This window comes from Candidatus Enterococcus avicola (genome assembly GCF_047470845.1).
Lineage (GTDB): Bacteria > Bacillota > Bacilli > Lactobacillales > Enterococcaceae > Enterococcus_D > Enterococcus_D casseliflavus.
Window position 1 is genome coordinate 253,398 of the sequence record NZ_JBLGTY010000001.1, and the last position, 13,050, is coordinate 266,447.

At 35.1% G+C, this 13,050-nt stretch carries 11 protein-coding genes and 1 pseudogene; 7 read left to right on the plus strand and 5 right to left on the minus strand.

Going from position 1 to position 13,050, the window contains the following annotated elements; all coding sequences use genetic code 11:
* From ACI3E5_RS01185 to ACI3E5_RS01195, 3 genes are all read right to left on the minus strand, one after another.
* Positions 1-195 carry a DUF3173 domain-containing protein gene (locus ACI3E5_RS01185; protein ID WP_252704852.1) on the minus strand — a complete coding sequence of 65 codons (195 nt, stop codon included), beginning with the start codon at positions 193-195 and terminating at the stop codon, positions 1-3.
* 45 nt (positions 196-240) lie between these two features.
* Entirely contained in the window at positions 241-1,083 is an 843-nt protein-coding gene (locus ACI3E5_RS01190) for a rolling circle replication-associated protein (RefSeq protein ID WP_498820711.1), read from the minus strand.
* Between the two features lie 205 nt (positions 1,084-1,288).
* Positions 1,289-1,639 (minus strand): hypothetical protein, encoded by a 351-nt coding sequence (locus ACI3E5_RS01195; RefSeq protein WP_498820712.1) that lies wholly within the window; start codon positions 1,637-1,639, stop codon positions 1,289-1,291.
* A gap of 177 nt (positions 1,640-1,816) precedes the next feature.
* Here ACI3E5_RS01195 and ACI3E5_RS01200 point away from each other — a divergent pair, with 177 nt between their 5' ends.
* From ACI3E5_RS01200 to ACI3E5_RS01210, 3 genes are all read left to right on the plus strand, one after another.
* Positions 1,817-2,680: a helix-turn-helix domain-containing protein gene (locus ACI3E5_RS01200; RefSeq protein ID WP_498820713.1), complete on the plus strand. Its 864-nt coding sequence runs from the start codon at positions 1,817-1,819 to the stop codon at positions 2,678-2,680.
* 527 nt (positions 2,681-3,207) lie between these two features.
* Positions 3,208-6,180, plus strand: coding sequence for a LysM peptidoglycan-binding domain-containing protein (locus ACI3E5_RS01205; RefSeq protein WP_498820714.1), 2,973 nt, complete (start codon positions 3,208-3,210; stop codon positions 6,178-6,180).
* An 18-nt stretch (positions 6,181-6,198) separates the two neighbouring features.
* The gene (locus tag ACI3E5_RS01210) at positions 6,199-6,711 is read left to right on the plus strand and encodes a hypothetical protein (protein WP_368265107.1); all 513 of its coding nucleotides are present in this window, start codon (positions 6,199-6,201) and stop codon (positions 6,709-6,711) included.
* A 251-nt stretch (positions 6,712-6,962) separates the two neighbouring features.
* Here ACI3E5_RS01210 and ACI3E5_RS01215 read toward each other — a convergent pair whose 3' ends face one another.
* The gene (locus ACI3E5_RS01215; RefSeq protein WP_498820715.1) at positions 6,963-7,118 is read right to left on the minus strand and encodes a hypothetical protein; all 156 of its coding nucleotides are present in this window, start codon (positions 7,116-7,118) and stop codon (positions 6,963-6,965) included.
* 1,488 nt (positions 7,119-8,606) lie between these two features.
* On the opposite strand from ACI3E5_RS01215, the gene ACI3E5_RS01220 reads away from it, so the two are divergent.
* Positions 8,607-8,891 carry a hypothetical protein gene (locus tag ACI3E5_RS01220; protein ID WP_498820716.1) on the plus strand — a complete coding sequence of 95 codons (285 nt, stop codon included), beginning with the start codon at positions 8,607-8,609 and terminating at the stop codon, positions 8,889-8,891.
* A gap of 197 nt (positions 8,892-9,088) precedes the next feature.
* On the plus strand, positions 9,089-9,415 hold the full coding sequence (locus ACI3E5_RS01225; RefSeq protein WP_498820717.1) for a hypothetical protein: 327 nt from the start codon (positions 9,089-9,091) through the stop codon (positions 9,413-9,415).
* A 285-nt stretch (positions 9,416-9,700) separates the two neighbouring features.
* Here ACI3E5_RS01225 and ACI3E5_RS01230 read toward each other — a convergent pair whose 3' ends face one another.
* Positions 9,701-10,009, minus strand: a complete 309-nt coding sequence (locus ACI3E5_RS01230; RefSeq protein ID WP_368265116.1) for a hypothetical protein — start codon at positions 10,007-10,009, stop codon at positions 9,701-9,703.
* 550 nt (positions 10,010-10,559) lie between these two features.
* On the opposite strand from ACI3E5_RS01230, the gene ACI3E5_RS01235 reads away from it, so the two are divergent.
* The gene (locus ACI3E5_RS01235) at positions 10,560-11,027 is read left to right on the plus strand and encodes a hypothetical protein (RefSeq protein WP_498820718.1); all 468 of its coding nucleotides are present in this window, start codon (positions 10,560-10,562) and stop codon (positions 11,025-11,027) included.
* 32 nt (positions 11,028-11,059) lie between these two features.
* A pseudogene (locus ACI3E5_RS01240) lies at positions 11,060-11,804 on the plus strand (phage antirepressor KilAC domain-containing protein).
* Positions 11,805-13,050: the final 1,246 nt, after the last annotated feature.

Sequence of the window (13,050 nt, forward strand, 5' to 3'; positions counted from 1 at the left end):
CTATTCCTCCTGCACAAGAGGAATGCCTATAATTTCTTCAATTACTTGTCGGGGTACAACCCCGACTCTTTTATTATTATAATATGGGTATCCCTGATTTACCATTCTTATTTTTGCCTGACGAATTATGGTAGCTGCTTGATGTGTTTTAAATCCAAGTTGTTCTAAATCTTTTCGACAAATCATATTTTTCATTTTTTTTAACTCACTTTCATAGAAAGCACACAATTGATTATAGTGCTATTTCTTTATTTTGGTATAGCGCACAATGCTTTCTTGAAAATCCATTATTTGTTCAGGATTTCCAATTTCATTTATATCCCTGTAAAATATCGGGCGTCTTACGAGATACTCATGGGTATAAAGCACGTCTTGATTGGTGGGATCATAGGGTTGATCCACGAGTTTTTTTGTGACAGTAGGTACTTTGAGATTGCGCGATCTGAAGAACGCTTTTTTCTTATGTTCTTTCATATCCAAGTCCTTATCGAAATATTTACTGATATAGCGTCCGCGATTTTCGATACGATCCACATCGATCCTATTGATTTTGACAAATCCATGTCCCCAGGTCGTGGTAAGACGATCGACAGAAAGAAAAGGGAAGTCAAATAAGATGATGTGGTAATGGATCGCACCTCGTTTTTGTTTTTCCCACGTGGCGAGATATTTTAGGTTTGCTTTTTTTGTATGATAGAGTTCGTAGTTTAGTCGCTTGATAAATTTTTTGAATTCATTATTCGCATAGGCAATGTTTTGTATGTTTTCTCTAAAAGTGAGGGTTAAAAATTTTGTCTGATCATCAAAGTTCATATCCACGAGTCGGGCGATTTCAAAACGCATATTTTTGTAGTATTTTTGTTTTCGTTTTAAGCTATCGTATTGTTCTTGAGCAGAGAGTTCGTCATAAGTTCTTTTTGTTTCCGTGGGAATATCCTCTGTATAAAGCCAAGCTAATTCTTTTTTTCGGTTTGGATTTGGTTCTGTTTCTTCATTTCTTTTTTTAGGAGTAATGATGGTTTCATAATCATAAATTTCAAGGTACGTGGGAGTTTCAATGATCTTCTGATTATAAGGTTTCAATAATCCCCACTCCTTGGTTTGTATTCGATTGTCAAAGAACCAGCCATTTTCTCCTGATGTTGTTCTATAAATCAAGTTAAGGGGAAGGCCTGCGCGGCAGTCCTTCCAACCTATGGGTTTATTGGGCGGTCTTAACGGACAGAAACGGCTCTGTGGGCGCTGCCTCGCCGTTTCGTCCTAACCACCCAACAAACGCATAGGAAAATTAGTTTTGTGTAGTGACACCTTGTTTTTTGGGAATCAAAGTTGCCGTATCAGCGGTTGCCGATAACCCATAACTGACAAATTGTCCATTTGAGCGCCCCCAAGGTACGATCACCAAATTGGTAAATGTAACTATGGCTAAACCTTGTTGGGTAAGCTCTTCCGACGTGATCACAGGATGTTCAGATTTGACTTTGACACTGATTTTTTCGTAGCGAAGTTTTGGTAGAATGCATTCGTAGCTCCACCCTAGAATTTCCCCATCTTTTTGCCAGCGAGTGACATTGACGACTTGGTATTCTTTTTCGAGTGTTTCTTTTGGTAAACTGAGATCGGTAATTTTTATTGGCATCATATTTCTCCTTTTTATACGAAAGTTTATACGATTTGATTAAAAAATATAGATGGCCATCTACGCCTTGAATTTTATACGAAAAATTATACGAAGTCAAGAGATTTTCTAAAAATATATATACGTTTTTTTATACGAGTGTTATAATGAAAAAAAATGATAAGGAGGAATTTGAATATGTTTGGTTTAGTACAACCTGATAAAGTGAAGGTGGGTCAACGAATCAAAGAAATAAAAGACGGAATGTCTCTCTCTTTTACAGAATTAGGGAATCGATTAGGTTTAAAAAAGCCGACGATCAGTTCCTACGTTCAAGGCTATGCATTGGCTCCTGAAAGTGTGATCAATCAATTATCGAGTATTAGCGGAAAACCAGTAGGCTGGTTTTATTTTGGGCATGTGGAAGACTATATTCGAGAGTATTTGTTTCTCATTGGTCAGAAACAAATAGTGGACGATCATCCTGAAATCATTGAGAAAATAAAGCAAGAATTTTATACGGGCGAGTTCAAAAATCCTGCTTGGGAGAATGAGCTAGGCTATCCTTTGGAGGAATTTATCCAAGAATGTTTTGTAGAATATTCGAGTGAAATCATGAAGGACTATGTCGTAGAGATCACGAAAGAGGTCCTTGAAGGATCCAAAACACTAAACAAACTATCATCAAAAGCAAAAGAAGAAGCTGTCACGATTCTTTCATCTGGGATCATTGACTATATCGAGATGAGTGGTGAGATCAAGTATGGAGAGAAAGATCGCATTGCGAAAATGGTGAAAGAATCAATAAAAAACTTTGATGTAAAACAAGACCTGACATTTAATGATTCTTATTTGATTGGAAGATTGATCAATATTCTTGGTACAGAAGAAGATACAGAGCTGTTTCTTTCTTCTTTATCAATGATATTTACTGATAAGCATTTTTCCACTCGATTTGGTGGAGAAGAATTAGTCGAAATATTTCAATCAATACGACCAGCGTTAATCAAACTCTATCGGGAGAAAACACCAGATGAATTTTATGATTGGTTTGAGAAGTAAAAGCAAAAAGGAAGTTACATTAATCGTTCATCACAGGACATTTTGAACTGCGGGCCTATTTAGATTTAGAAATCACTCCTATTGATTGCTTTAGTATAAATTCATCCTCAAATCACTAAATAGTGGGTACATTTTATACAAAGAGATTTTTACTATTGTTTATATGTGCATAAAGATTAGGAATAACTTTCCAAATTTGTACAAAGTTCACTAAATCAACTACTAATTATAGCGATTTAAATATAGGAGGAAACTCGTATACGAACATTTAGTGGTTTCGCTATAAAAGTTTTGAAAATCTTTTTTTAGGCGTTTGTATAATCTTTGCCTTTTGTAAGGGGAACACACTCTTTCGGTTTGATCATGTGACAAAATTGGAAGATGAATCTTACTTTCTCGTTATTTATCATCGTAAAAAATGATGATATTATTTTTTCAACACCCGTGTATAAGTATCTTGATGATTGTTATTAAAATATTTGTCGTTATTTTATTGGGTGTAAAAAAATAAGAGAGGAAGAAGCAGTATGTTGAAAAAAGTGTTTCGCTTCGGTATTTTTGCAAGTATATTGTTGGTAGTATCTTCGACTCTTGTGCCAAGTGTGGTCGCTGTGGCCGATTCGATGGAGTCTCAAGAAGCGATGATATCTGACGGTAACAAGAAAGAGGATCTAACAAAACGCTCGGACGATTCATCAGATGGACAAACTGAAAAAGTAGAAGAAACAACTGAGGATAGGCAAACGATGGTATCAAGTAGTTTGGAAGGATCAAGCGATCGTACACAATCAAGTGATCTCATCCAGTCTAGCGAAGAAACTGGGCCAGAAGAAGTCGATGAGTCTACAGAAAAGTCTTCGGATCCTCAGGACCAAACGATTTCTCATGAAGAAGTAACGAAGGAAGCGGTTGATTCATCAACGAGTGATTCTGAAGGAACACAACCTTCTGAATCATTCGGTGGACATACCTCTCCAAGTATTGATGAACCTAGCGAAAAAATAGACGAACCAGTCTCTTCAAGCGAAGAAGCAGTTGTTTCACGGCGAAGCCGCCGAGATCTTTCCGCCGTTTCTTCAAATCAGCCAGAAGAGGAACCGGTGGTCGCTTTTGATGAAAAAGCCTTTGATGCCGCAATCGATCAATACATTGATCATGCAACAGAAGAAGAATTAGGGTTAGTCATAGATTCAAGTAATGAAAAAGAATTGGCCGATGCTTTAGAATATCTCTTGTTGAATCAATTGGATGAGTCCTTTGGTGTAGAAGAACTCGATGAACTAAAGAAGTTTCTTACTGCCGATGAGATTGAACGATTGGAAAATGAATCGTCGTTAGAGACATTTGAACAACTGCTTACGCAATACTATAATGATCGAGAACAGAAATTGGAAGAAGGAGCAGCATTTAGTGACTTCTTTCTAGCAAGTACCGATGAGGAAATCAATCGGATGTTAGAGGCAAAAGATGAACAAGCATTGGAACAAGTGATTTCTGAAATCAGTGCTTCTCGGAATAGTCAAACAAGCGGATCACGAAAAAAACGCGCCTTGCCTCTAGCCATTCCATTACTTGTCAAAGGTGCTGCATGGGTGATTGGACTAGGAACAGCTGCTTATTCAAGCCATAAAATATATACGACATTAGAAGCACGTCGTGCGGAAAAAAAACGAATGGTCGAACGTTGGCGTTATCATGAACAACAAGCACAAAAACGACATCAAGCCGCACAACAAGCCCACGCAAAAGCCGTTGCCCGTGCTAAACTACAAGCAGCAGCCCGCGCCAAAGCGCAAGCCACACAACGAGCTCGTGCCCAAGCCGTAGCAAAAGCGAGAAAACAAGCACAGAATTGGGCCAAACAACAAGCCGCCGCTCGAGCTCGCGCACAGACGGCCGCAAGTGCACGAAGAAAGTCAAATGCGTCCTATGTTCCTCCGGTAACTCGTCCGAAACCAGTGATCAAAGCCAAACCCAAAGCACCTGCAAAACCTGTTGCCAAGCCAGTAACGAAACCAACTTCTCCAGCGAAACCGAAGCCAACGACGACCCCAAAAAATACGATGCATCAAGTACGTGCAGGAGAATCTGTTTGGTCTATTTCGCATAAGTATGGCATCAGTATGAATGACTTCATCAAATGGAACAAAATCAAAAATAATCTGATCCATCCTGGCCAGCAAGTCATCATCAAACAACCGGCAAGTACATCAAAGCCAGCACCAAAACCAAGTACGCCAGCCACTTACAAAGTAAAAGCAGGCGATTCGGTTTGGGGGATCTGTGAGAAGTATGGGTTATCCGTCTCAAAATTTGTCCAATGGAATAAGATCAAAAACAATACGATCCATCCAGGACAAGTGATGCATTTGCAAGAGCCGAAGCCGGCATCAAAACCAGCACTAAAAACTGCTCCTACGACTAACACGACATATACGGTAAAAGCAGGGGATTCGGTCTGGTTGATCGCTAATATGCATGGGATCAGTATGAATGATCTGGTGAAGTGGAATAAGATCAAGAATAATACGATCCATCCGGGCCAAAAACTAACAGTCAAACAACCTGTTTCATCAGGAAAACCAACGACAAAACTACCCACTTCCACAAATCCAGTGACCCACAAAGTCTCTTATGGCGAATCTTTATGGCTCATTAGTAGTAAATATGGTGTGACCGTCGACGAATTGCGCAAACAGAACGGGCTCAAAGGCGATTTGATTCACCCGGGCCAAGTATTAGTCATCAAAAAAGGTACGACCACGAGTCATTCAAACCCTGCAGGGAAAAGCGGAATCAGCTATACCGTAAAAGCAGGTGATTCTGTTTGGTTGATCGCCAATCGATACGGCGTGAGCATGGATGATCTAATGAAATGGAACAAGATCAAAAATTATACGATCCATCCGGGTCAAGTCTTAACGATCCAAACGATCGTCTCTACACCGACAAAACCTGCGATCACGACAACCCCAAAAGTAGAAGTAAAACCAGCGATCACGACGACACCAAAATTGGAATCACAACCTGGAGTAACTACCACGCCAAAGGTGGACGAGAAACCAGCAATTACAACAACCCCAAAAGTAGAAGAACAACCTGTTATCACAACCGTTCCTAAGACTGAATCAGAAGTATTAGTTGAGAAAGCCAGTGGGTCTACAGGTACAGTCTGGGATGATATTAAAGGTACACAACCTCCAAGAGAAGGAACTACTATTCCTAAATCGTTTGAAATAAATGTTAATGGGGAAAAGTTGTGGGTAAATCCAAATGGAACCAAGCACATGGTAGAATATTCAACTCGAAATCTATCTCATGGACAAAAACTTACCGAACAACAATTGTTAAGGAGTTTTCAAGGTGCTGTAGAACAAGCTATTTCTACAGGGATAAAATTTGAAACTAAAATAATAATAGATAATTGGGAATTAATATTTAGTCCAGCTAGAGAAGTAGGACAATTACCAGTTATTAAACATGCTGTATATCTACCTTAACTATAAAAGGAGCAAATTATGAAAATTAAAAGTTATGAGGATAAATTAGTCAAAGATGATATAGAAGTTGACTATTATGTCCCAATCACAGTATCATTTCCAGAAAATGATGATAAGTATAGCCTAGGAGAATTTTATTATTATAGATTTGTTAATGAATATGAATCATTTGTTGAGTTTAAAATCAATTCTGTTACACAGAAAATTGTAGAAGTAGTATTCACATCCATCAATGATATTGAAGATTCCAATTTATTTATTGAAGAGTATGCAGAAAAAAATCCAGTGATCCAAACAGATATTTTTGATGAAAATTCGATTATAACTAAAGAATCTGGGTTTAAAATATCTAGAGAACACAAAAAATTATGTTTTAAATTAGATAAAGAAAAGATAGATTCTGTTGTAAAGATGTCTAATCATGTATCTTTATTTCTAAATGAAGACAGTGAGATTATTGGTTTAGAGTTTTCTAGCTTTTCAGATAATGAATGGGCAGAACTCAATGAAAGTATAAAATCTACCAATTGATTTAATTTTAAATGAGAAGAAGGTAGGATTTTCAAAAGCTATTTTGCTAGATTCTGAGGGTGAAACAAAAGAATTTTGAAAGAACAAATTAAAATACTAAAATAAACGGTGGGCATGTTATGCTAAGATAACTCGAGGAACAAGACGATGTGTTAACTATTTCGTGAGTTCATCGGGCACTAACAAGCAGACATGCTCAATAAGTAAAGTCAATAGCGACGTTAGAAGAGCCTAGCGGTCTATTGACTTTTTTATAATGTTTTACGGATTAGAAGAGTATTTTTCTCACTTTCTTCCATTTCTTTTATAAATTGTTTTATGACAAGTGCTTTCATAGTTGCCATTTTGGCCTCTGTTATATTAAACTTCTCTTTTCCAACTTCAAAAATAGTGTTCATATTTTCCATTAGTGAACCCGATAGTTCCTTTTATGTTAAATTCTGAATATTTTCTTTAGAGGCATCTAAAAGGTTAATATTAGAATTACCCAGAATTAGTGTGTTCTTGACCTATAAAGAAAAAGATACTTTTTATGGAGATTTTTATAATATTACTGAACTGAAAAAAGGAAGATATGTATTTGAGAGTTTTAAGATAGAATAATACAATTATCAGTCTTTGTTTTGGAAGAATGCTTTCCATAAGTATTGAAAATCAATAATAGTATAATAAATAAAAAGTATTTTTCCGCATGGTTGGTGAAATAATTAGGTTCTAATATGATAAAATTAAATGTAAAGTGTAATGATGAAATAATTCATAATCATGTAAATTACGATAGTGATGAGGTAAATCTATTTTTTTATCCAGAAATCAAGTTCAGACATTGCGCTACTTACTAATCCATATAAATATAGGCTTTGATTCTATTTTAATGTTTACTAATAAAGTATGGGGATTTACAGTGAAAAGTAGTTAGCGTGAAGAAAAGTTACATTTATCTTCTGAAATATACAAGGAAAAATTAGAACTAGTATAGGATTATAAATTATGAACGTGAAGATTTGGCAAAAAGAAAATGCGGCTTACTCATTATAATATAGAACAGGACTGGTTGTGTTTTGGTGAATAGTAGTGATACATGTATAGAGTTCATCACTAATGTAATTGCTGTTGTTTATGATGATCAACACTTAAATTGTTTATGGATTAGTCTAATTTTTTTAAATAAGTTTTTGAGTCAATTATAGAATTCATCTTTCTTTAAAAAAGATAAGACTAAATAGTTTATAGAAGAAAGTCATTTTTGACTACTTGGAATTAGAGTGTATGAAAGAGTAGGAAATGAAGTGTCAAGAAATGATTGAAAAAATAGTTGGGCTAATCAGGTCTCAAAAAGGCTCGTAAGGATTCTCAGTTCAACCGTTAATATCTTCTATATATCAATGTTTCGGACGTTTCACAACACTGTATGTGAAGCGTCTTTATTTGTTGACACCATTCTGGTCTACATCTTGCCATATGTATGGTGGTGTAATTGAAAAAAATGTAAAATGATCCACAATATGAAGAATTTTGAAAACGTAGTGATTAGTAAATATGGAATTAGCAGATGTACGTACTGGAAGATGAATTAGAAAAAAGATACGTTGAAAGGTATGGAAAAGTATTCGAATAAATTTGTGGAGTATAGAATCCCTTTAAGAAAAGTAGTGAAAAAAGAAAAATCCCTTGTCAAACGTTAATCTGACAAGGGATTTTTGGTAGAGAAAATGGTAGGGAATCATATCATTTTTAATGAAAATCAAGCTTTTTAGCAACTGAAGAATGTTGATTTATAGGCATTCCCCATCCATATTATGTTGGCTCTTTATTCCCGCCAGGTTTGTAAAGTTTACTCATTTAATTCACCTCACTTTCATAAGGAATTATAAACCCAGAAAGGAAAATGAAAAATGTTAAAAGAGAAATTAAATTTTATCAAAATGGTATTCCCGAATGTTGAAAAGATAATACCATTTGTGACAGAAGATAACTTAGAAAAGTTATTTGGACAAGCGCAACAAAAAGTAGGCTATGAGCTACGGAGACGTAGTTTGAATGAAAAAAATCTACTGGGTTCTGCGAACCGCATTTGTACTAACGATTTTCGCAATAGGAGTACTAATCACAGAACAAATGCTTATGTAGGTTCCAATCGGCTATCCAACAGCCGTCATGTGGTTGATGATGATTTATGACGCAGCATTGCTTGAACTGAGAGAATAAAAAGAACTTACACCGTTTTCCGCCAGCGTAAGTTCAACAAAAAAATGAAAAATGAAAAAGGTAAAAAAATTATAGCACAGCTAGGAGGAAAAAATCAAAATGTCAAAAAAATTAATGTTCTTTTGAACGGTGTCAGTGACGGAGCATTCCAAGATGATTTGATTTTGAATTGGCTCAAGTAATCAATAACATTCATGATCCCAACACAGACCCAACAAAGAAACGAAAAATCACTATTGATTTAACGATTATTCCTGATGAATATCGAGAAGATATCCTCATTGATTATCAGGTGAAATCTAAGCTAGTTGCTATAGATTCATTGACACCAAAAGTCATCATTGGTCAAGAAGAAAAAGGAAAACCTCTTGCGAATGAGTTGAAAAGCGGACAAAGAGGGCAAATGTATTTCGATTCCGAAGATTCCGAATTGGAAGATGATACGGGAACGCTGGTTAAAGAAGTTGAAGAAACAGAAAAAAAACAAAAAAATTAAAATAAATTAAGAGTGAATGAAAATGACAGAATAGTTAAGAGATGTGTTGGAATATTCAGTGGAAGAGAGCTAGATAAATTTTCGAATAGTTTAACATCGCATGAAATTGTACATAGCGACGGAACTTTATTAGTTATAAGGTTTTAATCAGCGCTTAATCGGAACGCTTATTTAACACCCGCAGTTAATGCGATGGATTTCGGGCATAGTCAGTAATTTGACGAAATAAAAAACTGATTGATACTGGTATCAATCAGCAAGGGATATAAACGATCGAGGATAGTATTACTTGTCATCGTTTTCTTTAAAGTAGTTATCAATGTACTCTTTAATTTTTTCAAAATCTTTAGTCAGAAAAAATTTAGAAGGAACTTTTATAATCGGAAGGTTATTTTCATTATCAAAAGGAGCGAATGGCTCAGGAAGAACCAAGTAGTCAACATTATCTTTGTCCCTGAGATAATTTACTGAAACATCATAAAACTGAGAGAAATAATCTTTAAGGCTTGTATCTTTTTTAGAAAGAAGTCCTGGAGACAATGGCGTATACGACAATACATTATTGAGAACTAAGACAAAACAAATTTTTTTCATAGATAAACCACCTTTCAGTTAGATTATATACCAGTTAATTGAATTAATGTAAATGAATTGAAAATATTGGTATTTGATTTTTTGACAATTAAAAATCTTTAGATTATAAAAAAAGTAAATAAATCTGCAATCGTTAGCGATAAATGAATGGAGGATATGCATGAATAAACAGGAATTGATTAATGAATTGAACGAATATAAAGAATGATATCAAAAAATACAGATAGTTATAGTCGAGGGAGACATGGCGCCTATACTGTTGCATTAAATTTGGCGGAAAAACGTGGACAACCACAAAAGCCAGTTGTTAAATAGTTTGTGGCTGATTGGTTTGAAGAGAATAAGAATGATTTAGAATTTGCTATTTGGAAGCTAACTATCGATTCGAACATTTATTATACGAAGAACAAGTGCGAGATGCGTCATTAGATCCAGTATGCTTCAAACAAACCATACAAAATACTTGTTAGAATGTTAGAAGGCTATGAAATAGAAAAATCCCATATTTCTAATACCAGTACCATATGTAACGTATCCTGTTCATTATTGCATGGATAAGAATGGGAAAGTTTCGTATCGTCAAGGGAACGCTCAGAAGTTTACTAAAAAAGAACTATATAAGTATTTTTCAGAAATCAAACAGTTTGCAGTATCGGTGCGTAGTCAATTTATCATCATACTGATTATGGTTGTGGTAGCACTTAGTTGCTTAACATATACAATTATTGACCAACAGAAAAAAATCAACCAGTTAGAACAACAATTACAAGAAGTGCAAAGGATGTATGAAATTATCAAAAAAGATCCGTTAGCTCGGAATGCGATGGAAGCAGGAGGGGAATTAATGGCTTTTATAGTGTTAGGATTCGTGACAGTCGTTGGGATTATATTCGTTGGCGTTGTGGTTGGTAAGGCAATTGATAAAAGAGAGGAAGAGTTGATTGGGAAAGAAGAGATCAAAAATCAAAAAGAAAAAAAACAAATTATTAGAGAAAGCCAAAATGAACGGGACGATTAGCAACAAATATCTATAGAAGGAAAAGTTATCAAATGGAAACACCGCAAATTTTTAGCTTTGAAAATAATCAATTTAGAACGATTTTAGTGAATGATGAACCATATTTTGTAGGAGAAGATGTGGCAGATATTTTAGGGTATGCAAATGGTCCGAAAGCGATGAGGGACTATGTAGATGAAGAATATAAACTGACCGAACGAATCGTTATGGCAGATCAAACTAGAGAGGAAATAATTTTCAACGAATCCGGTCTTTACACCCTCATTCTTAAATCAAAATTGCCATCTGCAAAGAAATTCAAGCGATGGGTAACAAGTGAAGTATTACCTATCATCAGAAAAGCAGGCAGTTATATGAATGTACCTCGCTCATTTGCGGAAGCTTTGCGTTTAGCAGCTGATTGAAGAAAAAATGATGCTTGAACAGAAAGTCGCTGAATATGAACCGAAAATCACCTATCTTGATACAATTCTGGCATCGAAAGATGCAATGACTATATCACAAATCGCAGCTGATTATGGAATGTCAGCAGTCAAACTGAATAAGCTGCTGCATCAATTGGGTATACATAGAAGAGTAGTCGGTCAGTGGTTACTTTACAAGAAGCATATGAATTGCGGATATACAAAATCTCATACGAGCGAAATTCTTCAAACGGATGGAACGAAGAAAACTGTGATGAGTACCAAGTGAACATAAAAAGGAAAGTTGTTTATTTGTGATTTGTTGAACGAACAAGGTTATTATCCTGAGACGGATTTATTGGAAACGGCATAAAAAACGAACCTTATCAGGATTATGGATATAAAACTAACCTTTTTTACTAGAATAAATGGTTTTATAAGAAAACAAATACTATTTTATAATTAAAATAAAAAACGAATCCTCTACTTCAAGACTTGGAGAGCAAAGGATTCGAAAAGACTAAGAAGTGGATACAGCAAGTGAGAGCTTTTTAAAAATAAAACTTGCTAGTTAGCCTTTTTTTACTAGAATAATAGGTTTTCATAAAAAGTCAATAGGTTTGAAATGAAAAAATGGGCTTTCTACATGAAGTAGAAAAGGACTTTAGAAAGCTCGAAAAAGGCTATAGCTAAAAAGAAGAATACTTTAGTTTTGTGTACTGTGTTTGGAGAATAGCCTTTTTTATTAGAATAATAAGTTTTATAAAATTGTCAATGCTATTTTATTTTTTTATAAAAAAACCGAATCTACTATGGATAGAGCAGGTTAGGCCACATAGAGATTCGGAAAAGGCTAAAAACTTTAAAAGGTACTATCAAAAATAGACTGGATATATTGTTTTAAGTTAGAGATTTAGCCTTTTATTTTATGATATAAAATCATCATTATTTGTCAAGATTATTTGATAAAAAAGACAGCCGACTACTGACTGCCTTCATTAACATATTGAATAGTATCAACTTATCATTTCTAATTAAAACATATTTTGGAGTGATTGGAATGATAAAAGAGGCTGATATCAAACAGACTAATGTAAATGCAATGGCTGTTTTAAAACAGTTATGAAGATGAATACTATAATAGTCCCACTACTTTTGCAAGAGCTAGTACAAGTGTAACAAAATGGGGTAGTTGGCAATATACGAATATTGCAGTATCCACAGATGTTTTAGCTAATACAATAAATGCTGCTTTTTTTTTGGTGTTGCGACTGCTATCTCTATGTTTGGTATTCCTGGGTGGGCAATTGCAGGCTTGTTGGGTGTAACAAGTTGGGCGGAGTTTGGCTCATCTCCAGGAAGAGAAATTGCCAAAAAATGGGATATGAACAAAAACGATGGGTTGGTTTCTATATGAGAAAAGGTTACAATGCTAACGGTAAGCATGTGGCAACAGAATATAAAACCAAATAGCAAGTAGGGGAAGACTATTGTATAGAAAATGGGTTACTTATACATGAGAACATCCAATTGTCAGCATTTTGATTGCTGTGGTACTTGGTAGTGTTTTAGGAATATCAATTGAGTATTTAGTCAATAAGAATATTCGTTTTGAAGGA